Raw genomic sequence first — 22,899 nt, 5'->3', positions numbered from 1 at the left:
GGCGATGGAAAAGACATTTAATTTAACCCGCCGTGAAGACGGTATCGCCATTCTAACGATGGACGTACCCGGCGAAACCATGAATACCCTCAAGGCAGAATTTGGCCCTGAGATCAGTGAGATCCTGTCTGAGATTAAACGCGATAGCAGTATCCGTGGCCTAGTGCTGATTTCGGGTAAAAAAGACTCCTTCGTAGCTGGTGCGGATATCTCTATGCTCGATGCTTGCCAAACGGCGGGCGATGCTAAGGCCCTATCCCAGCAAGGGCATGTGGTGTTTAACGAGTTAGAAGCCTTGAATATCCCTGTGGTTGCCGCGATACATGGCGCCTGTTTAGGGGGCGGTTTAGAGCTTGCGCTCGCCTGTCATCAACGTGTGTGTAGTGATGATGGTAAGACCATGCTGGGCGTCCCCGAAGTGCAACTCGGTTTATTACCCGGTGGCGGCGGTACTCAGCGTTTACCTCGTTTAGTGGGGATCACTACTGCACTGGATATGATGTTGACGGGTAAACAAATTCGTCCTAAACAAGCGTTAAAGATGGGCTTAGTCAACGACGTAGTACCACAGACGATTCTACTGCAAACCGCGGTGGAAATGGCGCTTGCGGGGAAGCGCAGTGCGAAACCAGTTAAAAAATCGCTGGTCAATCAATTACTCGAAGGCACAGGATTCGGTCGTAACATTATTTTCGATCAAGCTGCCAAGCAAGTCGCTAAGAAAACCCAAGGCAACTATCCTGCACCGGCAAAAATTATTGATTGCGTGCGCCAAGGTATGGCGAAGGGGATGCAAAAAGGGCTTGAGGTCGAGGCCAGCCATTTTGCTGAGCTGGTAGTGTCGAAAGAATCTGAGGCGCTGCGCAGTATTTTCTTTGCCACCACAGAGATGAAGAAAGAAACTGGCGCCGAAGGGGCGACACCACGTAAAGTCAAAAAAGCCGTGATCTTAGGTGGCGGTTTGATGGGCGGTGGTATTGCTTCGGTCACGACGACTAAGGCTAAAATTCCTGCAAGGGTAAAAGACATTAACGAAAAGGGCTTAAGCAATGCGCTTTCCTACGCCTATAAGTTATTGGATAAAGGCGTTAAACGTCGTCATATGACGCCAGCCGTTCGCGACAATTTAATGGCATTGATGACAACGACGACCGAATATAAAGGCGTTAAGGACGCTGATATTGTTGTAGAAGCCGTATTTGAGGATTTAGCGCTTAAACATCAGATGGTTAAAGATATTGAGCGTGAATGCGGTGAGCACACGATTTTTGCATCTAACACCTCATCTTTACCCATTGGCCAAATTGCACAAGCGGCCAGCCGTCCTGAAAATGTGATTGGCTTACATTATTTCTCACCCGTAGAAAAAATGCCGCTGGTGGAAGTGATTGCCCATGCGAAAACGTCTCCTGAGACGATTGCCACCACAGTGGCCTTTGCCCGCAAACAGGGTAAAACGCCAATCGTGGTACAAGACGGTGCCGGTTTTTATGTTAACCGTATCCTCGCACTTTACATGAACGAAGCTGCGCAATTGCTGCTGGAAGGGCAGAGTATTGAGCACTTAGACAAAGCCTTAGTGAAATTCGGCTTCCCCGTTGGCCCTATCACTTTGCTCGATGAAGTGGGTATCGATGTCGGTGCTAAAATCGCTCCAATCCTTGAAAAAGAACTCGGTGAGCGCTTTAAAGCCCCTGCAGCCTTCGATAAGTTACTGAGCGATGATAGAAAAGGCCGTAAAAATGGCAAAGGTTTCTATCAATATGCTGCTGGCAATAAAGCGTCGAGCAAGAAGAAAGCCGTGGATGAAAGTGTATATGGCGTATTAGGTATCAAACCGGGTATCGATAAAGAAATGAGCGCGGTAGCAGAACGTTGTGTCGTGCAAATGCTCAATGAAGCTGTGCGCTGCTTAGATGACGGCATTATTGCTTCACCGCGTGATGGTGATATTGGCGCTATCTTCGGTATTGGTTTCCCACCATTCTTGGGTGGCCCATTCCACTATATCGATACTCTAGGGGCCGATAATTTAGTGAGCATACTGGAACGTTATCAGGCTCAATACGGCGACCGATTTGAGCCATGTCCACGTCTTAAGGCGATGGCGGCAGAAAAGACTCGTTTCTTCTAGGTGCATAAAAAGGTTTCGATTAAAAAAGCGGCAATCCGATACCGCTTTTTTATTGCCTCCAGGCTAATTTTTGCCTAAAAAATGTTCACATTTGTCAGGGGGATCTTGTATTATGGCGTGCCTATTTACGGCAGTTGTGCCGTGACGCCGTGTATGTAGATGTTGATTAGTGCAGATAAGTAGTCTTGCTTAGAGTTTATTTGTATTGAGAACTGCTATTTTTTGACTTGCACTATCATGACTTAGCCGATAAAGAGGTTGCTGTGGGATTCATGTTTTATATCGTTGTCGCCTTGTCTGTGGGTTGTTCCTGGTGTTTTGGTGTTGCGGCTTTTAGAGCAGGACTATCGGTAAGCTACTGGGCTGTAATGGGATTTATACTGGGTCCTTTAGCGTTTCCACTGTTTTCTTCCCACAAACGTATTGCGTTAAGCAGAATGCGCCAGACTTCTGACGTTAGATTAACCGCTTAATGTATATGGTTTTTCGTAAATGTGGCCAATAAAAAAGGAGCATTAAGCTCCTTTTTTATTGGCCTAGGCCGCGCGCTAGCAAAATGGCTCTAGGCTCTGTAAACGGCATATTTCCGCTTAAAGTGGAATTAATTCCACCAACCCTTTGCAGGGATCACTTCAAGGTGGTTTAAGCCTTCTGGTAATTTCACTTTTTTACGAACAGGCTTTGCGAAACCAAGTGCTTTTTTGATTGAATTTAACATAGACACTCTCCTTCACCTGATTAAAGTTATGCGACTTGTTCTAGTGGTTTGAATTTCACATATGGAGAACCCGCGACTTCAAGGGATTTGAATTTCACATATGGAGAACCCGCGACTTCAAGGGGCTTGAATTTCACATATGGAGAACCCGCGACTTCAAGGGATTTGAATTTCACATATGGAGAACCCGCGACTTCAAGGGGCTTGAATTTCACATATGGAGAACCCGCGACTTCAAGGTGCTTGAATTTCACATATGGAGAACCCGCGACTTCAAGGGGCTTGAATTTCACATATGGAGAACCCGCGACTTCAAGGGGCTTGAATTTCACATATGGAGAACCCGCGACTTCAAGGGGTTTGAACTTCACATATGGAGAACCCGCGACTTCAAGGGGTTTAAACTTTACATATGGAGAACCAGCCACTTCTTGATTAACTACTTTAGTCGCTTCGGATGAAACAACAGTTTGAGAGAGGTTATTCTCTACAGTTGTTTCAATGGCTGATGTGGTTGTTACAAAGCCGATAGTAGACAGTAATGCTGCAGCAGTTAGAATTCCTTTCATCATTTTATCTCTCAGGGTAGTTGATAATGTTTTATTTTTTGACACTGAACAGCTGAATGCAGATGTTGTGCCAATGTTTCAAACTACCGATTGAGAGATAATGTAATGATCAGATAATGTTGTGGTGAGGCATTAATTTACTGCGATCATCTTGCAGCAACTGAGTAAATTCGGTTTCATTTATCGCTTTGCTAAAGATATAACCTTGTATTTCTTCGCAATTAAGGGCTCGTAGGATATTTAGCTGCGCGGCTTGTTCAACACCTTCACCGACAACCGACAGACCCATATTGTGTGCGATGGTAATGATCGAATCGACCATCTTCAAATCTCGGTCTGATTTATCAATATCATCGACAAAGGCTTTATCGATTTTAAGCGTATGAATAGGGAATCGTTTTAAGTAAGACAGTGAGGAATAACCCGTACCGAAATCATCTAACGCTAGACTAACCCCCATCTTCGCTAATTGCTGCATAACAGTTATGGCCATCTCTGGCTGCTTAATAACCGTCCCCTCGGTGATTTCAAGTTCCAAGTGGGAGGCTGGTAATTGTGTCAAGCGCAAAATAGATTCTATTCTTTGCTGTAGATCGGGTAGGGCAAACTGACGCGACGATAAATTGACGGCGACTCTTCCTTTAAAGAGCCCTTGTTCACGCCATTTCTGCGCAGCAAAACAGGCTTTTCTCAGCACAATTTCACCGATTTCGATAATGAGACCATTTTCTTCTGCAAGAGGAATAAAATCATTTGGTGGGACTAATCCACGCGTGGGATGATTTAAACGGACTAAGGCTTCCATCCCCGCGACATGACCACTTTTAAGATCGACTTTGGGTTGATAATACACCTCGAATAAATCTTCTTTTAATCCTTCACGAATTAGGTTTTCAATTTCTAATTGTTTAATCGCATGTTGGTTAAGGGATTCTGAGTAGAATTGGTAACAATTACCGCCAGCAGATTTAGCATGATACATGGCAATATCCGCTTTTCTCAGTAGTGCTTGCTCACTCTGTTCATCTTCAGGGTAGAAAACAATACCAATACTCACGCCCAAAACCAGCTGCTCATGGTCGATTTCAAACATGGTTTTAAAGGCTTCAATGACACGTCCTGCAATCGCTGCACAGGCGCTAATGTCAGATGTTTTATCGAGTACAATTGCAAACTCATCGCCACCTAGGCGATAGATGCTGGTGTTTTTAGGAACAACAGACTTAATTCTGACGGACACGAGTTTGAGTAACTGATCGCCAATTTGGTGGCCTAAGGAGTCATTGATACGCTTAAAATTGTCGAGATCGAGTACCATTAAGGCATGGGTAATTTCTTTATTAACTAAGTTTCCTAAGGTGACTTGCAAGTTTGAGCGATTGGGCAGCCCCGTTAATAGGTCATTGTTGGTGAGTTTACGAAGCTCTTCTTCTTGCTGTTTACGTCTCGATATATCAGAAAATACTCCAACGTAATGCGATAACTCACCTAATTCATCGTAAATGGCATCAATTGTGAGTTCCATATGGAAATGGCTCTTGTCACCACGGCTTGCTTCAACTTCGCTGGCCCAACGACCTTGTTGTTTTAACATGGTACGAATTTGATTAGTAAAGGACTCCGGATACAAATCAAAGGTAAGCAGATTTCCAATAAAATCAGTTCGATTACGCTGAGAAATTCTACAACACGCTTCGTTCACCTCAACAAATCGATATTCACTGTCGAGAATAAACATACCTTCGGAAATATTTTCAATGGCCTTTTCGAACAGTTTTAATTGTTCTTCCTTTTGCTTGAACTGGCTGATGTTTTTAATTGTCCCCGTCATCCGTAGCGCATTGTCTTTATCGTCTCTTTCTACGATTTTAGCTCGGTCTAGGATCCAGATCCAACTATCATCTTTGCCTTTAACTCTATATGCTGCTTCAAAATGATCGGTTTCACCGTAGAAGTGTTTATTGAGCGCTTCTCTTACACGCTCTTGATCCATGGGATGAATATTACTTTCTTCATCACTGTTGCCAGAACGGTGACCATCTCTCGGGAATTCCAATGCCCCCCAAATATTCGAACGGAAAATATTGCCGGTCTCAATATCCCAGTCCCACATCTCATCGCCACTTCCCCATAAAGAAAGCTTTAGACGTTCTTCGCTTAATGCAATTTGACGTTGAACCTCACGTTTACGTAGGATTGATTTTGTAATTCCAAGTAGTATAAAAATTACAATAATTAAATAAAGTGATTTTGCTAAATTCGACAACCACCAAGGCGGTGTAACTATAACTCTTAAATTTTTTACGGGACCATTTTTTTGTGTCAACAAATCAACCGCATACACTTTGAAAAAATACTCGCCGGGAGATAGATTCGTATAGGTTGCTGAATTTATTTTATTTGAGGCAATCCATTCGTCGGATAGACCAGCCATTTTGTAATAATAAGACGTAGAAGATGACTCTGATGTTGGTGAGTTAAACGTAAGTGTGAATGGGTAATCTGAGTATTTCAGCTTTATACTTTCTGATTTGCTTATTGAACCGGTGAAATACTCTCCGTCACCCTCTATTATAGAGTTAAAAACACGTAATCCAGAGATGAGCGTCTCAGGAGGAGAGGATTTTTTTATATGTTCAACAACTATATCTTTAGATATTAAACTTAATCCATCAATACCGCCGAAGAAAATATTGTCGTTATCGATAACAACACCACTTCTGGTATTATATTCATATTGACTGCCATTGTTAGTTGAAAGAATGTAGCTACTGTCGCCTTCAATTAAAACTATTTGACCTAGGGATGATGCAAAAATATTACCATCCAAGGTTAATATGGAGTAAATTTCTTTGTTGTCAGAGAATATTTTTTCTACTTTTTTGCTGTTGGGGTCATACTCCATTATTGATGTTGCAGTTCCAAATATAATTTTATCTTCAAATTTTGAAATGCTGTAGGTTAATTCTTCTGATAACTTATTGAAAATACCATCGACGTAATGATATAAACCATTCTGGCTTGCTAAATATATGTCAGAGTCTGATATGTAAAGTGTCTCGAATATGGGGTCACTTTTATTTGTTGTGATTGTTTTGTTGACAAGATTGTTTTTTATGATTATAGCCTTGCCAGAGGTGGTTCCAGCGATAATATCTTGTTCCTTATTAATCACCTCAATGGTTGTAACTTGCTCGTTTTCTAGTATGTTACTTATAATACCATCTTTATTTAAAAAAATTATTCCAGTTTCACTTCCAATATAAATTCCACTTTTGGTCATTACTGCATTTTTATAACCAATAATGCCTGTTTGGTAAGTTTGTATTAAGTTAAGTTTAGTGTCATAACATCGAAGAATGCTATCGTCGGATGAAACTAGTATGTTGCCATCAAAGGTCTTGCTAATGTGCCAAACATTATCTTTTATTAAATTTGTACTTAGTATAAGGTTCTTTGACTTCCTTACTACTTCAAATCCTTGATTATTCATACCTATAGCTAGATAATCTTTTGTTGCTAATAAGTATGTTTTATTGCTTTTACTTTTTCCCTCACTTAGCGTGCCGATCAGGCGCGGGTCGTTATTAAGTGAGTATATTTTGTTTTCTTCTACTCCCAAAAGCTCACTTTCACTGTGACTTAAAAATGTATATTTATTGTTTGATAGCTTTATTGTTCCACTGTCATTATGGCTATAGAGTCCATTACTTGTTGATACATACAGAGTATTGTTATACTTTTCTATGTCGAGTACGTTGTCAATGATCTTTATCTTACTGCCATTATTAATTTCATATAGGTTACCATTATAACTTTTTATGAATATTTTTTTTCCAATGTTTAAGCTCTTCTTTACTTCAAAATATTCATTCTGGATGAATTCTGAACTTATTTTTTGATTGTTTAAGTTAAGGCTAAGTATACCCTTATTTGTTCCTACTAAAACTTCTTTAGTAAAATCATTGTTCGATAAACTCCATATTTCACCATTCAAATGTTCATTTTTTATATTCACACTTTTAAGTGATTCATCATATTTATCATATATAACAAGTCCCTTGTCTGTACCGACAAGTAGTTTACCGTCTTCAGTAATTAGTAGGCTTCTAATAAAGGAACTGGGCAATCCAGAAGTGCTTTCGTCAGCGTAATAATGTTTAAACTCTTTGCCATCGAATCTGTTGAGTCCATTAAGTGTACCAATCCAAATGTATCCGTCATTATCCGTAACAATGGACGTGACTGTACTTTGGGAAAGCCCTTCAGGTACACCAAACGATTGTGATTGGAGAATAATAGGTGATTTATTTGAAAATGGAGATGCGTTTACGTCTTCTAATGCATGAATGCCAAAAAAAGCGATTAAGACGATTTTTAAGAGTATTTTCGGCATAGTGTTGTTCTTAGTATTGTCCGAGGATGCCATGAAACAATTGTGTTACATCACTTTTCCAGAAATACTTGCTTTTGTCAAAAGTGAGAATGTAAAAAATCCTTTTGATTGCAGATAGATGGCGTTGGATTTTGCATCCTTTTTCATCTATCAAGAGGATTGACCGCTTTTTGCATCAAATTTTTATACAAAGACAAGAGATACGACTAGGTAAAACCCGTAACACAGCGCTTTTGTTTGTTTAGTTCAAATTCTCAATTCATGATCTGTTTTGAGATTGCAGCCTAAAAATTGAACTTTTCAGTGTTTTGTTTAAAGAGTTTAAGATCGGTAATCATATTCTCTGATTTGAGCGCTGACTGGGCCGCATGGGCAGAACCTGTGCTAAAAAGCACCAGTCTATCGCTATGCTTAGTGCGCATTTTTCGCATCATAAACTTAATAAGATCTGGGCGAGTGAGTTTGTTGATTTCTGCGACCACTAATTCACGCTGATTAAACTGATAATCACGGTTGCCCACGCTCACCCAATAACGCTGACCACGGGTTTTTAGGTTAGCATCATGTTCCATCACTTGATTGATGAGTCCCTGTTTAGTGCTTTCCCATTCTTCATTGGTAATTTGCATCACTGCATAATTAAAGTCCGCGATAAATTCATCGATTGCCTCTAATAAATGCAGCGGTCCCGTTGTCGGGGATTGAATATAGAAAATGAGTCCCGGATGGCGATTGAGTGGCAGATAACCTGTGCCGACCATGTAGCCCAATTGTTTTTCGGTACGTAACTCATGGAAGAAGGTCGAAGACATAGTGTGGTTGAGTAAGCTAAACAGCGCCATTTTTTCAGGTGTTGCTATAGCTGATTGATAATAAACAATAATCGCACTGTCTTGATGGTCTATCGACAATTCCCGAAGGAGAGTGCCTTGCCCGGTTAAGTTGATTAATTCACGGGTCGACTCTGCGCTTGGGCTAGAGACGAGGGACAAGATATGCTCCAGTCGTTTTCCTAAGGCTTGCGCCTCTGACACTAGCCAATCGCCGTAAATCAGCCCTTCAAGGTAAATCTTTTCGTAAAAGGCGCGTACATGGTTATGCAGATCATTTAAGGTGATATTTTCAAGCATCTGCGCCATGCGAGCAGGCTCGTAGCTGCGTTTTTGCAGTGTGGCAGTCAAGCTCGTGAATAGTTGCGAAATCGGTTTGGCTTGCGCTAGGTTTTGCCAGCTACGCAGCAGCTGAGATTTAATTAACGCAAACCGTTCTTCGGTGAAATTACGTTCTCTCGCCTTTTGGATCAGCAGGGCTAACAGCGTTTCTTGATTACCCGTAAAGCCAGATAGATGCAGTGTGATCCCGCCCTGATGAGGGTAAATGTTATAACTAAGTCCAGCGACTTCCGCTTGGTAAGTCGGCTCAGTCAAGTAATCGAGCAACATCTCAACGTATAAGCGGGTGAGGGCAGCATGTTTTGGGGTTTTACTCGCCTGTTCCGAATCAAGCGATAGATACATATGGCCTTTCGGGACATTAAACTCATCGTCTTTTTTATGCCAAATCCGGTATCCCGTTGATTCAGCGACAATCACAGGCACGGCGACTTCACTTTTATCGGGGCGCGCAATGGAGTCAGCCACGATAAAGGGATTGGCTGCGGGCAATTGCAACTCAGGGCGAATTTGTGTCACTTGCCAACGGGCAAGGGATTCGGGTTTTATCGGTAAGACCTGATATGGCGTATGGTACCAATTGGCTTTGCGGTCAGTCTTTACGGACTGTGCGATGAGTTGCAAGCGCATATTTTGCGGCGTCATTAAGCTCAATAGCTCAAGGGTTTCGCTAATATCTAAGCCATCCATGCGATAGTCACCAAAGACTAAGTCTTCCACTTCGTAGTGGTGCATGTTGATGCTTAAGTGGCTGGCTAAATCGAGGGATTTCACCTGCTCCTGATAGCGAAATGCCATCTTGAGCAGATTCGCTCGTTCTAGATAGCGCCAATCCTCAAGGCCTTGGGTTTTTATCAGCTCGATATACTCAAAGCAGCAGCACACAATATCGTCAATATTGGCCACGCCTTTGTCGGTCAGTTGCAGACCTATGCTGTAGTCCTTGAAGTTATAGCCATTGACTCCGCCACCTGCGGAGAGATTATTCACTAACCCCTGTTCTTTAAGATACGACAGCAGGCTGCCCTTACTCTCATTACCCAGGATATGGCTAATGTAGGTCAGCGGCTTGCGTTTGTAGTAGTGGTCGATGCCAGGGAAGTTAAAACTGATACTTAAACGCTTTTGTTCCTTTAAGGGGACAATATTGATTTGCTTAAGCAGTTCATTTTCTGAAAACAACGGCACATCAGGATACTGTTTGACTAAGTTTAAGTTGCGGACCGCACTGAAATATTCGACCGCCAGCGCCTGAAGCTCATCTAACGGCATCGGGGCGACTAAACAGAGCGTCATTAAATTGGCACTGTAATGGCTTTGATAAAACGCCAATAGCTCGCTTCTGACCTGCGCCTGTTCTCCGCCAAGGGTGACTAAATTGCCGACAGAAAATTTCGAAAACGGATGCTGTTGATTGACGGTTTCTTTAAGCACTTGATAGGTGCGGCGGATATCGTCCTTCAGCTTTAAACTAAATTCAGATTCAATCGCTTGGCGCTCCCTATCGACTAGGTCGAGGTCAAACTTGGGGGCGATAAAGAATTGGCTAAATCTGTCTAGGGAGTCGGCAAACACGTCGGCGTTGATGGTAAAAAAGAAATTCGTGTGCTCTGTGCCGGTCCACGCATTATTACTGCCGCCGTGCTGATTGATAAAGGCATGATACTCGCCGGAGTCGGGGAATTTTTCCGTGCCTAAAAAGAGCATATGTTCTAAAAAATGTGCCATACCGGGTCTATCCACAGGATCATCAAAATGTCCTACGGCCACCGCCATGGAAGCGGCGGCTTGGCTGGCGTCCAAATCTTCGACCAATAATACCCTGAGGGCATTATCTAACACGAGATAACGGTACTGACGATGATCGTTTGGACTTTTGTAAATAGACTGAGAGGCTTGCAAAGAGACACTCCGGTAACGATGGCTTGTTATATATTGATAGTCTTAATGGTTTTTGGCAAATATCTCTTGTGTTTATCGACTAAAGATTAACCCTTACAAGGTTTGTTGAAATCCATTTTAGGGCTACAATTGGGATAAAACAAAAACAAGTGTGGGTAGCGAGAGAAGTATGCAGCTATTTTTGATGCGACATGGTGACGCTGGATTTAATGCTCAGTCGGATAGGGACAGAACGCTTACCGATTTAGGAAGACACCATACTGTCTTAATGAGTAACTGGTTAGCCAGAAGTGTCAGCGATTTTGATCTTGTTTTGGTCAGCCCTTATTTACGTGCGCAGCAAACCTGGCAAGAATTGAGTCAACATTTCCCCGAGCCTCGCAAATGGCTGGTCGTGGATGATTTAGTGCCGTCAGGCGATCCTGCCAATGTAGCCGCTTTAATTGTTGCCTATGCCGAATTGTACAAGGCCGATAAAGTGTTGGTGATTTCCCATATGCCACTCTTGGGCTATTTGGTCAGCGAGCTAGTCGCGGGTGTTGAGCCGCCCTTGTTTGCCACCTCAGGAATTACTCTGATAGATAAACATGCCGAGCAGGCCAGCATTGTTTGGCAACATGCGCCCCACAGCATTAGTTAATTCATTCGATAAAACAAAGGGCTCACATTAGTGGGCCCTTTGTTTTTAGAGGATAAATACGTCCATTAACGTCGATGTGGTTGGTCGCCAATATCAATAAGCACCAGCAGCGCCGCATCGCCACCCCATTCCTTGGGGGCCTGATGAAACGCTTTTACCATCGGATGTTGCACCAACCACATAGGCACCTGTTGTTTTAGTATGCCAGTGCCGTAACCGTGCATCACACAACAACATTGGCTTTGCTGTTTTACGCAGGCTTGGATCAGCGCCGCGAGTTCGAGTTTAGCCTCGGATTGACGGTAACCGTGTAAGTCCAGCAATAAATCCGGTTGGTAATCGCCGCGTCTTAAGCGTTTAAGCTCGAGACTATCGACACCCTCATCGAGCCAACGCATTGGCCCCTGAACGGGCAGCAGAGGTTGATAAGTATCTGAGAAATAACTGTTAGAATGCAGTTGCTGCTCTTTCAGTTCAATTTCCTGTTTGGTTTTTAGGGGCGTGCGAAAATGCCGCTTATCTTGGGCGATAGGTTTTATCCCCTCGATCAGCGCTGAAAACATCGCCATGCCTTCTTTATCATCGTCATTATTCATGGCGGGTATTCTATTGAATCCTATGGTTTCTGAATAGAGTTCAGTTACAATGTTTGCGAACAAACAAGCGGGAGAGCGTTTTGGATAAGATCTTTGTAGATGAAGCTGTGACAGAGTTACGCACCATAGGTGACATGTTGCGTTGGGCGGTGAGCCGCTTTAATGATGCCAATGTGTACTATGGCCACGGGACGGATAACGCGTGGGATGAGGCTATCGCCTTAGTGTTTCATGCGCTGCACTTGCCCGAAGAAATCGGCCAACAGGTGATTTTAAGTAACTTAACCAGCAGCGAAAAACACAAAATCGTTGAGCTGATCATTCGCCGCGTACGTGAACGTTTGCCAGTGCCTTATTTAACTAATAAAGCGCGCTTTGCAGGGCTTGAGTTCTATGTGGATGAGCGCGTATTGGTACCACGTTCACCTATCGCAGAGATGATTGCCAATCGCTTTGGCCCTTGGTTATACGGCAAACCCGTTAATCGTATTTTAGATTTATGTACTGGCAGTGGTTGTATCGCGATTGCCTGTGCTTACGAATTTGATGAGGCCGAGGTTGATGCGCTGGATATCAGTGAAGATGCCCTCGATGTGGCGCAAATCAACGTTGAAACCTTAGGCGTGATGGACAGAGTTTTCCCGATGCAATCGGATCTGTTTTCAGCCATTCCTGAAGGTCCACAATATGATTTGATTGTCTCTAATCCGCCCTATGTGGATGAAGAAGATATCGGCGATATGCCAGATGAATACCACCATGAGCCTGCGATTGGTTTAGCTTCGGGTCGTGACGGCCTCGATTTAACCAAACGTATTTTAGCGAATGCAGCCCAATACCTGACACCAACGGGAATTTTAGTGGTTGAGGTGGGTAACTCTATGGTGCATCTGATGGAGCAATTCCCTGAAGTGCCTTTTACTTGGGTTAGTTTTGAACACGGCGGTGACGGTGTGTTTGTGCTGACTCGTGATCAACTGGTCGAACATCAATCGCTTTTTGCTATTTATCGCGACGCGCAATAATCACAATAAGCACATAAATTAGGTTGAGTCTTTTCCCGCTGCCAGTTAGGCTTGCAGCGGGAAAAAGAATTGTCCAGCCATTGCTGGGCGCGGAGCGATAAGCAAATCATTTAAGGTGTAAAAAGCGGATGTCTGGAAACAGTATTGGTCAAAATTTTGTGGTGACTACCTTCGGTGAAAGTCACGGTGTGGCGCTCGGTTGTATTATTGATGGTTGCCCACCAGGGCTCGAACTCACCGAAGCCGATATGCAGCATGATTTAGACCGCCGTCGTCCTGGCACATCCCGTTATACCACCGCGCGCCGTGAGCCTGATGAAGTACGGATCTTATCCGGTGTGTTTGAAGGCAAAACCACAGGCACCTCCATTGGGCTTCTGATCGAAAACACCGATCAGCGCAGCCAAGATTACTCTAATATCAAAGATTTATTCCGCCCAGGACACGCCGATTACACCTATCAGCAAAAGTATGGCCTGCGTGATTACCGTGGTGGTGGCCGCTCATCGGCCCGCGAAACTGCTATGCGGGTCGCTGCGGGTGCTGTGGCGAAAAAGTATTTAAAACAAGTGCATGGCATTAATATTCAAGGCTATATGTCTCAACTTGGGCCGATTAGTGCCGAGACCCTCGATTTTAGTCAAATCGAGCAGAATGCCTTTTTCTTCCCCGATGCGAGTAAGCTCGAGGCGCTTGATGAATATATGCGCGAGCTGAAAAAATCCGGTGATTCGATAGGGGCCAAAATCTCTGTAGTGGCGACTGGCGTTCCCGTTGGACTGGGCGAACCCGTGTTCGATAGGCTAGATGCCGACATCGCCCATGCCTTAATGGGCATAAACGCGGTAAAAGGCGTTGAAATCGGTGATGGTTTTGGCGTTGTGACGCAAAAGGGCTCGGAAGGGCGCGATTTAATGTCGCCGCTGGGTTTTGAATCAAATCATGCCGGTGGCATACTTGGCGGCATTTCATCGGGTCAACCCATCGTCGCCCATATTGCATTAAAACCGACCTCGAGTATCAGTGTGCCGGGCCAAAGCATGACGGCCCAAGGGGAAATGGCGGAAGTGGTGACTAAAGGTCGTCACGACCCCTGTGTCGGGATCCGCGCGGTACCGATCGCCGAAGCTATGCTGGCGATTGTGTTGATGGATCATCTGTTAAGACACAGAGCTCAAAATCAGGATGTTCGCAGTCATACACCGATTCTCGGCATGAGATAGGCGCGATGAATGAGACAGTCTGCATGGAATAAATATGCATAGCGGCTGTGTAATAAATGGAATGCGTTAATGCCAACAATCTCTAGCACAAGCCAGCAGTTACGCTGGCTATGTGCCTGTTATTTTTTCTTCTTTTCAATTCTCGGCACTATGATCCCTTACCTTGGGGTCTTCTTCGAAAACCGTGGATTTAACCCTCAAGAAATCGGTTTTTTGCTGGCGATTTTAATGGCGACCCGTATCGTGGCACCTAATGTGTGGGCTAAGGTGGCCGATCGCACCGGCATGCGCTCCGAATTGGTGAAGATGGGCGCGGGCGCGGCGATGCTGGCGTATTTGAGTTTCTTCTACCACGGTGGCTTTGTGTATATGGCGCTGAGCCTTGCGCTGTATACCTTCTTCTGGAACGCGATTTTGGCGCAGCTTGAGGTGATCACCCTCGAAACCTTAGGTGAAAATGCCAGCCGCTATGGACAAATCCGCAGTTTTGGCAGCATTGGCTATATCTGCTTAGTGGTTGGTGCCGGTTTTGCCATCGGCCAATGGGGTACCGAGGTGTTGCCTTATATTGGTTTAGCCTTGTTTACAGGGATGCTGGTCAGCGCCTTGCCGTTGCCTGCGAATCGAGCTGTTCGCCCTCAAGGGCAGGTGCGACAACCGCTTAAATGGACTAAGCCCATTCTGTGGTTCATGGTGTCGGCGATGTTATTACAGATGAGCGCTGGATCTTTTTACGGTTTCTTTGTGCTCTACCTTAAGCAGGCGGGTTACACCGAAGCGGCCGCGGGGATTTTTGTCGCCCTCGGGGCAATGGCCGAAATCGTGATGTTTATGTTTGCGCCTCGCTTGCTTGGACGTTATGGCGTCAATACCTTGCTTGTCGTCAGTATCGCTATGACCGCCGTGCGTTGGTTGCTGGTGGCATTTGGTGTTGAGAGCATGTTATTGCTGGGGTTAAGCCAAGTGCTGCATGCGTTCACCTTCGGTTTGACCCATGCGGCCTCGATTCAATTTGTGCATCGAAATTTTGATGCCAGTCATCGCAGTCAAGGACAAGCCCTGTATGCCAGCTTAAGCTTTGGGGTTGGCGGCGCACTCGGAACGTGGATTTGCGGTTATATCTGGGGTGATGGTAGCGGCGCTGTATGGTCTTGGGTATTTGCGGCGGCCTGTGCCTTTGCGGCCATGTTAGCGGTATTTTTGATCCCTAAGGATAGGGCGCAAGCGATTGCTGCATAAGCTTATATTTTATTGTGAAAAATAACTCATTGTAAAAACTAGAATAATTAACAAGAGAGGTTAAGGTGATCCGGTTTCGTTTAGGCTTAGTCATCAATCCACTGGCGGGTTTAGGTGGTAGTGTGGGTCTTAAGGGCAGCGATGGCGTGGCCGAGCAGGCACTCGCCTTAGGTGCCGAGCCCAAGGCAATAAAACGCATGATGCAAGCCTTAGAAGTGATTGCCCCTTTTGCCAAAGATATCGAAATCATTACCGCCTCAGGTGTGATGGGGGAGGATGCCGCCAACGCCTTAGGTTTTAACACCCGTGTCGTGTATCAAACTCCGGATAAAACTCAAGCGATAGACACGCAAGCCGTTGTGCGTACCTTGCTTGATGAACCGTTAGATTTATTACTGTTTGCGGGGGGCGATGGCACCGCGCGCGATGTGTATAGCGTGTTTGAACAAGCCGTTATCGACGATAAATTACCCGTGCTTGGTGTTCCTGCTGGGGTAAAAATCCATTCGGGCGTTTACGGCATCACACCCCATGCTGCGGGTATGGTGGTGAAAATGCTGCTCGAAGGTGAATTAGTCAGCCTGATGAGCGCCGATGTGATGGATATTGATGAAGTGGCCTTTCGCCAAGGCACTGTGCGCGCCAAACGGTTTGGTGAGCTATTAGTGCCTGCAGAACCCCGTTATGTGCAAGCGGTGAAGATGGGCGGAAAAGAAGTCGATGAGCTTGTGCTCGCCGACATTGCCGCCGATGTTATCCAGCAGATGGAAGATGAACTGTACATTATGGGCTCGGGCAGCACGGTCGCCTTTGTGATGGAAGAGCTTGGCCTCGATAACACCCTGTTGGGGGTTGATCTTATCCAAGATAAAGCCTTAGTGGCGAGTGATTTAACCGCCAAGCAGTTACTCGAGCTTACCCAAGACAAGCCGGCAAAACTGGTTATTACCTTGATTGGCGGGCAGGGGCATATTCTCGGTCGTGGCAACCAGCAGTTGTCGCCAGAGCTTATCCGCCGCCTCGGTAAGGACAATATTATTATCCTTGCCACAAAAACTAAGCTAAAAGCACTTGAAGGACGCCCCTTAATTGTGGATAGTGGCGACCCTCAATTAGATCGTGAGCTTTGTGGCTATTACAAAGTGACGACGGGTTACCATGATTATGTGATGTATCAGGTGGCCAACCCCGACTATTCAGATTTATTCTCCTCGGAGATTGCAAGCACCGAGGGGCCTACTGCCATTTAGGCGAAATACGTTATTGGAGAGTTTTACCCTATGTTAGAGCAGTATGAAGATGCATTATCACAATGGATTGAGTCCGTTGTGAGCCATGGTGATGACGATGCCTTATTTGCCTGCGGTTATCTGCAAGGCCATGTGGCGGTGGTGTTGTCGCAACTTGAAGACCAAGGCGAGAGCACGCTAGAAGCCTTACTTGAAAAAATGACTGAATGTTTAGCCCTTGCTCGCCAAGAATTAAATGATGCCGATTACGCGCTGGTAGAAGCGGCGTGGGCAGAGTTGCATGGCAAGATTGTTAGTCATTTAGCGGCGTAATTGATGAGTTCATCCACAACGACTTTGGTTGATGCCATGGCAAAACCTGAGGCGAAGCAAGCGGTTTATATCGGTCTAGTCAATCCGAAAACCCCGACGAACGTTGGTGGCATTATGCGTGCTTCGGGTTGTTATGGTGTCGATGCGGTGTTCTACACGGGCAAACGCTATGAGTATGCTGCCCGTGGGCCGCAGCAATATAACGCCGATACGCAGAGTGCCGCCGAGCGCATTCCGTTAACTGGGGTGGCCTCATTACTCGATGCGATCCCATCTGACACTAAGCTGGTGTGCGTGGATTTAGTTCTAGGTGCGACACCCTTGCCTGAGTTTGTGCATCCCGAGAAGGCCTTTTATGTGTTTGGCCCTGAGGATGGCACCATTGGCCAAGAGATTATCGATAGAGCCGATGCCGTGGTGTACGTGCCTACGGTGGGCTGCATGAATCTGGCTGCGTCGGTCAATGTACTGCTGTACGATAGGTTAGCGAAAGCCTATCGCAAACAGGCGACCAATGCAGCTGAGTTTGATAGCGATGCCTTGATCCGCAAAAGTCGCGACAATAATAATCGCACCCGAGTAAAAACGACTAAACCTGGTCCTTCAAAGTAGTCTTAACAATCAGCATCTTGTCCCGTCCTGAAATAAGTTGACACTTATTTCCACCTAAAACGCCTGATGAACCTCATCGGGCGTTTTGTATTTTAAGGCCAAATGGGGCCGTCGTTGATTATAAATGGCAACAGCTTCTGTCACCATCTGCCGTGCATCCTCCAGCGTTGCGGGCTTATGTGTTAAAACTCCTGCTTCAAGATGCCATTCACTCGCTCTGCTAAGGCATTTTGATAGCAGTCATATCCGTCTGTCATTGAGCATGTCACGCCATGTTGTGCGTGAACCGCTTGATATGCGTTTGAGCAGTACTGTATTCCACGGTCTGAGTGGTGTATCAGCGGTTTATCTTTGTCTTGTCGCTGTCTCAGTGCCCGTTTGTAAGCCGTTAGCACCCCGTCTGTTTTAAGATTATCATCAACATGATAACCCACAATTTTTCGTGACCAGACATCGGTCACCAAGCTTAAATAGGCTTCATTATCTTGCAGTGGCAGATAGGTAATATCCGCCACCCAGACTTGCTCTGAGCGGCTGATGTCCACTTGCTGCTCGCTGGGCTTAAGCAAGTTGGGATGACACCTAAATCGATGATGGCTATGGGTCGTTTTATGGTACGCCCGCTTAGGCGTGACCAACAAACGATGCGCCTTAAGACAGCGAAATAACCGGTCTCGTCCTATCACTATTTGATGCATTTTGTTGAGTAAATACTGCAGTTTACGCGTACCGACTCGCGGTTGAAATAACCGTTCATATTGTACCATTTGCACCACCTGTCGTTCCCTTTGCTCCCATTTTGTTTGCCGCTGGCATTGCTGATAATACGCCTGACGACTGATGCCAAGGTAGCGGCAGCATTGAGTGACGCGATAACCTACGGTCGTTTTTTCCTGGAGCGTTTTGCACGTGGCTTTTTTACGACGGATATCCCGTAGTCTGTTCTGAGTTTCTCGACAATGGCTTCGAAGAACGCAGCTTTCATACGAGTATCTTCGAGTTCGGCTTCGAGGGCTTTTATCTTTTGCTCGGGAGTGAGCGTGGTGGGTTCAGTCATCAACTGTCCTCGCCTTGATGTAGAGGGTGTCCCTTGGGACCAATCCAGTTTGCCATGCTTGCGTAACCACACTAGCACGGTAGAACAACCTTGAATACCGTACTTGTCTTGAGCCTGCTTATAGGTCAGCTCGCCTTTTTCCACTTGGTCGACAACCGCCAATTTAAAAGCGAGGGAATAATCGCGTTGAGTTCGTTTAATTGTTGAAGTCATTACACTCTCCAAAATGAGTTTGAAAAGTGTCAACGCTATTTAGGACTGGTCATCTGTTCCAAAAAGGATTAAGCAATGGCTTAATCCTTTTTTGTTTTTGCACTTTTATCTTGAGAAAATACCAGCATTAGAGTGCTTAGTTTTCTCTTAGCGATAACGCTTAATTGCTGCAACTCAGCTTCTTTATTCAACAACTAATCAGAAACACTAAACCACTGTGCTCACTTTCACTAAAGTGCTTTGCCTTTGAGCAATTTGCGTAGCCACATCCGATTGGGGTTGAGTTTATTTAAGGTTGGCCAATCCAGTGGCAGCGGCTCATCGGTTAATTGTGCCGCCAAACATTCGGCCGCTAAGGGGCCAGAGCTTAATCCCCGCGACCCTAAGCCACCCAGGATATATAGGCCATCGATGATCGGTGCCGGGGTCGTTTGCCAATAATGCTTGCTTTGTTCGGCCTGCTGCTGATTGAGTTGATGCTGTTCATAGCGCGCCAATATTTCAGCCACATCGGGCGCACAGCCCATCATAGGGAAATGATCCCGCGTCACCATCCGCACGCCGACACGGGCGCTATTGCCGCTGATGTCGATATCGTCAACCCAGGCTTGGTTGGGGTAGCTTTCTTGCATTTTTCCGAGGTTTTCCCGTTGCTCTTGCGGGCAAAAATCGAGGTGCTCCGCCGCTTTGACATAACTGGCGCCGAGGCAATGCAAGCCTTGATGACTTGGCGTGAGGTAACCGTTCGCGCATAACACTGTCGCCAATTGGCTCAGCTTAAATTGGGCGGGGACGTGGCTCACTTGGCCGCGAAACGGACTTATCTGTAATCGCTCACTGGCCGAAAATTGGGTGAGCCGCGCGCCATTAGCAAGCACGAGTTGGCTGTATGGTCCAAAACGTTGGCCTTGACTGTGGAGATACCAAGCCTTTGCATCACACTCAATTTCGGTGATCTCGGTATTGAAATGGCACTGCACATTGGCAAGCTGCGAGGCCTTATCTACCGCGGCTTTGGCGTATTCAAATGGGCATACCCAGCCCCCGAGGGGATAAAAAAATCCAGCCTTATCAATCCCTATTTGAGCAATCTCGTTGGCTTCATTCGCATCCACGGCGTAGGCGATTTCCGCTGGCCAGTCCTGACTCTGGATGATTTTATTCAACCGTTGTTGGCTGCGCTCATCATGACCCGTTTGCAGTACCCCACAAAAGTCATGGGAAATCGCGGTAATAGTAGGGGCGGCGTCTGTCTCCATCATCGACGCATGGCTCAGCGCCTCGATACGGCGGCGGCTGAACAAAAATGCCTGTTGGAAAAAACGACTCAGCTCATCATTTTCGGGCGTGAGTAAGGGGTAAATCGCCCCTTGGCGATTGCCGGATGCGCCTTGACCTAACTCATTATCCTTACAAAACAATGTGCTACTTTGGCCTCGTTCGGCAAGGGATAGCATTAGGTTCGCCGATGCCAGTCCGCCACCGACGATGGCAACAGGGTGCTCTTTTGTGGCGAGCGCTGCAGGTTTTGGGGTAAATGCCTGCGCGGTATCGGCTTGCTGGCGCAGCAGTTTGCGCTCATGGAGTAAAATCTCATCGGTGATAATATGGCTTGGCAGCGCATCACTTGCATCACCATTCAAGGCATCTTGGCTGACGTTAAGTGTGCTAAAGCCACTGCTGTGGGCAAGCTGTTGCACGGTTTCAGCCAAATTGACCCCAATCAGCAGGGCATCATCGGTACTCAAACGAGCCATTTGCCAGACTTGCTTGCCATTAAACTGCGCCGCCAAATGCGGTAAAACCAGCCATTGCTGAATGGGATGAGCAGCGCTGTGGGGCAGTTGACTGAGTGCAGTGTGTAGGTCGCCAAAATGCAAATCGACCGTGATGCGGCCGTCATCAAAAATTAATCTCTGGCACCCTATAATGCGCGCAGGTTTTGCCTTAAGTAAGGCATTGGCAATGGGTTGTAAATGAGGCGTGGAAATTAAGCTTTGCGATTGATCCCAAAGTAATTTAAGTTCGTAATCGTTAATGGGATTGGGCTCAAACACTTTGACTAACAGCCGTGTGTTGCTTTGAGTCTGCGTTTGCCAATGTTGTAGTAGAGAGAGCAGCTCGAGTCCATCGCCCAATCCCCATTGCCCCATGACGCACAGTCCCTGACCGAGTTGAGCCGATGGCGTCGTTAAGCGAGAGAGTCGAAGGCGAGTTAAATTGTCCAGAGACTGTGCAGTAGTCAACGCGCATGGGGGATAAAGGTTGATCAATTGCGGGTAATCACGCTTAAATTGGCAAGATTTTTGGGGCTTAGCAGTCAAAGAAATATACTCTCGGTCTCATATTAGGCATTATTTTACCCGCCTTTATGGAAAGCTGACCACTTAATTGAAGCAAAACAGATACTATTGGCTCAGCAAAAAGTAGGTACTGACATGTACACAATGGATAGCAATAAAATGAAAAGAGTCGTGATCACCGGAATGGGTGTTGTTTCAAGTATCGGTAATAACAAGCAAGAAGTGACTGAGTCACTTAAAGCGGGCCGTAGTGGTATTACACATTCCGCTCAGTTTGAAGAAATGCAACTACGCAGTCATGTATGGGGCAATATCAAATTAGATCCTTCTGAGCTGATTGACCGTAAAGCGCTGCGTTTTATGGGCGATGCTGCGGCATATGCTTACATTGCAATGCAAGAAGCCATTAAGGATGCTCAGTTAACTGAAGAGCAGTATTCAGATCCTCGCGTAGGTTTGATTGTGGGCACAGGCGGCGCTTCGTCTTCTAACCAAGTTCAAGCGGCTGATATTCTGCGCGAAAAAGGCGTGAAACGCGTCGGTCCTTATATCGTGCCGCGCATTATGTCGAGCACAGCCAGCGCGTGTTTGGCTACCCCCTTCAAAATCAAAGGCATGAACTACTCAATCAGTTCTGCCTGTGCGACCAGTGCTCACTGTATCGGTCACGCCGTTGAACTTATCCAAATGGGTAAGCAAGATATGGTGTTTGCGGGCGGTTCAGAAGAAGTGGATTGGACCCTGACCATGGGCTTCGATGCGATGGGCGCACTGTCGACTAAATACAACGAGACTCCAGAAAAAGCCTCTCGTACCTATGATGCGGACCGTGATGGTTTCGTGATCTCTGGCGGCGGCGGTATCTTAATTGTTGAAGAGTTAGAGCACGCTCTCGCTCGTGGCGCGAAGATTTACGCTGAAGTGATTGGTTATGGCGCATCATCAGACGGTTACGACATGGTTGCTCCGTCTGGCGAAGGTGCAGTGCGTTGTATGCAAATGGCTCTGGCCGATGTGGACACGCCAATTGATTACATCAACACCCATGGTACTTCTACCCCAGTTGGTGACGTGCGTGAGTTAGAAGCTCTGCGTGAAGTCTTTAAAGACAAGTGCCCACCAGTTGCATCGACTAAGTCTATGACTGGCCATGCCTTAGGCGCGGCGGGTGTACACGAAGCCATCTACAGCTTGATCATGATGGAAAACAGCTTTATTGCTCCTAGCATCAACATCGATAACTTAGATGAAGCCGCGAAAGACATGCCAATCGTGCGTGAATACCGCGATGCTGAGCTGAACACTGTGATGAGCAACAGCTTTGGTTTTGGTGGCACTAACGCAACATTAGTGATGCGTAAATATAAGTAAGCCATTATTTTCGTTAAAAAAGGAAGCTTAGGCTTCCTTTTTTATTTTTAGCCCAAAACCACCTACTTCAGTAGGTGGTTATCATCATTTGAGGCTTTGCCTGTATACCTACCCATGTTAAATGCATCTTTGATTTTTAGCGAAGTCAAAAGAGGCAAATAACATGA

General features: G+C 45.8%; 14 protein-coding genes and 1 pseudogene. 9 read left to right on the top strand and 6 right to left on the bottom strand.

Features of this window, described 5'->3' with window-relative positions; translation table 11 throughout:
* Positions 1-4 precede the first annotated feature (4 nt).
* The gene (gene fadJ / locus CBX96_RS19145; protein WP_109287773.1) at positions 5-2,134 is read left to right on the top strand and encodes a fatty acid oxidation complex subunit alpha FadJ; all 2,130 of its coding nucleotides are present in this window, start codon (positions 5-7) and stop codon (positions 2,132-2,134) included.
* Between the two features lie 744 nt (positions 2,135-2,878).
* Here fadJ and CBX96_RS19130 read toward each other — a convergent pair.
* The 3 genes from CBX96_RS19130 to CBX96_RS19120 all read right to left on the bottom strand — a co-directional run bounded on the left by CBX96_RS19130 (position 2,879) and on the right by CBX96_RS19120 (position 10,891).
* Positions 2,879-3,424, bottom strand: coding sequence for a hypothetical protein (locus CBX96_RS19130; RefSeq protein WP_181382237.1), 546 nt, complete (start codon positions 3,422-3,424; stop codon positions 2,879-2,881).
* A 106-nt stretch (positions 3,425-3,530) separates the two neighbouring features.
* Positions 3,531-7,817 carry an EAL domain-containing protein gene (locus tag CBX96_RS19125; protein WP_181382236.1) on the bottom strand — a complete coding sequence of 1,429 codons (4,287 nt, stop codon included), beginning with the start codon at positions 7,815-7,817 and terminating at the stop codon, positions 3,531-3,533.
* A 284-nt stretch (positions 7,818-8,101) separates the two neighbouring features.
* A complete protein-coding gene (locus tag CBX96_RS19120; RefSeq protein WP_109287738.1) occupies positions 8,102-10,891 on the bottom strand; it encodes an insulinase family protein in 2,790 nt (929 codons plus the stop codon).
* Positions 10,892-11,060: 169 nt separating this feature from the next.
* Here CBX96_RS19120 and sixA point away from each other — a divergent pair, with 169 nt between their 5' ends.
* Positions 11,061-11,531, top strand: coding sequence for a phosphohistidine phosphatase SixA (gene sixA / locus CBX96_RS19115; RefSeq protein WP_011622196.1), 471 nt, complete (start codon positions 11,061-11,063; stop codon positions 11,529-11,531).
* 65 nt (positions 11,532-11,596) lie between these two features.
* Here sixA and smrB read toward each other — a convergent pair whose 3' ends face one another.
* A complete protein-coding gene (gene smrB, locus CBX96_RS19110; RefSeq protein ID WP_109287737.1) occupies positions 11,597-12,127 on the bottom strand; it encodes an endonuclease SmrB in 531 nt (176 codons plus the stop codon).
* 80 nt (positions 12,128-12,207) lie between these two features.
* On the opposite strand from smrB, the gene prmB reads away from it, so the two are divergent.
* The 6 genes from prmB (at position 12,208) to CBX96_RS19080 (ending at position 17,788) form a co-directional block, all read left to right on the top strand.
* Positions 12,208-13,152 carry a 50S ribosomal protein L3 N(5)-glutamine methyltransferase gene (gene prmB / locus CBX96_RS19105; RefSeq protein ID WP_011716525.1) on the top strand — a complete coding sequence of 315 codons (945 nt, stop codon included), beginning with the start codon at positions 12,208-12,210 and terminating at the stop codon, positions 13,150-13,152.
* Between the two features lie 128 nt (positions 13,153-13,280).
* Positions 13,281-14,375 (top strand): chorismate synthase, encoded by a 1,095-nt coding sequence (gene aroC, locus CBX96_RS19100; RefSeq protein ID WP_109287736.1) that lies wholly within the window; start codon positions 13,281-13,283, stop codon positions 14,373-14,375.
* 69 nt (positions 14,376-14,444) lie between these two features.
* A complete protein-coding gene (locus CBX96_RS19095) occupies positions 14,445-15,614 on the top strand; it encodes an MFS transporter (protein WP_109287735.1) in 1,170 nt (389 codons plus the stop codon).
* 65 nt (positions 15,615-15,679) lie between these two features.
* Positions 15,680-16,864: an ATP-NAD kinase family protein gene (locus CBX96_RS19090; protein ID WP_109287734.1), complete on the top strand. Its 1,185-nt coding sequence runs from the start codon at positions 15,680-15,682 to the stop codon at positions 16,862-16,864.
* A 30-nt stretch (positions 16,865-16,894) separates the two neighbouring features.
* Positions 16,895-17,176, top strand: a complete 282-nt coding sequence (locus tag CBX96_RS19085; protein ID WP_023267701.1) for a YfcL family protein — start codon at positions 16,895-16,897, stop codon at positions 17,174-17,176.
* Between the two features lie 3 nt (positions 17,177-17,179).
* Complete coding sequence (locus CBX96_RS19080) at positions 17,180-17,788, top strand: RNA methyltransferase (RefSeq protein ID WP_109287733.1); 609 nt, start codon at positions 17,180-17,182, stop codon at positions 17,786-17,788.
* Positions 17,789-17,842: 54 nt separating this feature from the next.
* Here CBX96_RS19080 and CBX96_RS19075 read toward each other — a convergent pair.
* Both CBX96_RS19075 and mnmC read right to left on the bottom strand, forming a co-directional pair.
* Positions 17,843-19,058 (bottom strand): annotated as a pseudogene (locus tag CBX96_RS19075) (IS3 family transposase).
* A gap of 230 nt (positions 19,059-19,288) precedes the next feature.
* Positions 19,289-21,382 carry an FAD-dependent 5-carboxymethylaminomethyl-2-thiouridine(34) oxidoreductase MnmC gene (gene mnmC / locus CBX96_RS19070; RefSeq protein ID WP_109287732.1) on the bottom strand — a complete coding sequence of 698 codons (2,094 nt, stop codon included), beginning with the start codon at positions 21,380-21,382 and terminating at the stop codon, positions 19,289-19,291.
* A gap of 138 nt (positions 21,383-21,520) precedes the next feature.
* Here mnmC and fabB point away from each other — a divergent pair, with 138 nt between their 5' ends.
* Positions 21,521-22,732, top strand: coding sequence for a beta-ketoacyl-ACP synthase I (gene fabB, locus CBX96_RS19065; RefSeq protein ID WP_181382235.1), 1,212 nt, complete (start codon positions 21,521-21,523; stop codon positions 22,730-22,732).
* The last annotated feature ends 167 nt before the right edge of the window (positions 22,733-22,899 follow it).

The organism is Shewanella sp. BC20 (genome assembly GCF_003129585.1).
In the GTDB taxonomy this organism is placed as follows: domain Bacteria; phylum Pseudomonadota; class Gammaproteobacteria; order Enterobacterales; family Shewanellaceae; genus Shewanella; species Shewanella seohaensis.
This window is presented reverse-complemented; position numbering and strand designations above follow the sequence as displayed.

Excerpts from the sequence above, each read along its gene's own strand:
- CBX96_RS19080 (WP_109287733.1), top strand. The coding sequence starts at position 17,180 with ATGAGTTCATCCACAACGACTTTGGTTGATGCCATGGCAAAACCTGAG.
- aroC (WP_109287736.1), top strand. The coding sequence starts at position 13,281 with ATGTCTGGAAACAGTATTGGTCAAAATTTTGTGGTGACTACCTTCGGT.
- CBX96_RS19125 (WP_181382236.1), bottom strand. The coding sequence starts at position 7,817 with ATGCCGAAAATACTCTTAAAAATCGTCTTAATCGCTTTTTTTGGCATT.
- smrB (WP_109287737.1), bottom strand. The coding sequence starts at position 12,127 with ATGAATAATGACGATGATAAAGAAGGCATGGCGATGTTTTCAGCGCTG.
- CBX96_RS19130 (WP_181382237.1), bottom strand. The coding sequence starts at position 3,424 with ATGATGAAAGGAATTCTAACTGCTGCAGCATTACTGTCTACTATCGGC.
- fadJ (WP_109287773.1), top strand. The coding sequence starts at position 5 with ATGGAAAAGACATTTAATTTAACCCGCCGTGAAGACGGTATCGCCATT.
- CBX96_RS19095 (WP_109287735.1), top strand. The coding sequence starts at position 14,445 with ATGCCAACAATCTCTAGCACAAGCCAGCAGTTACGCTGGCTATGTGCC.
- sixA (WP_011622196.1), top strand. The coding sequence starts at position 11,061 with ATGCAGCTATTTTTGATGCGACATGGTGACGCTGGATTTAATGCTCAG.
- fabB (WP_181382235.1), top strand. The coding sequence starts at position 21,521 with ATGAAAAGAGTCGTGATCACCGGAATGGGTGTTGTTTCAAGTATCGGT.
- CBX96_RS19085 (WP_023267701.1), top strand. The coding sequence starts at position 16,895 with ATGTTAGAGCAGTATGAAGATGCATTATCACAATGGATTGAGTCCGTT.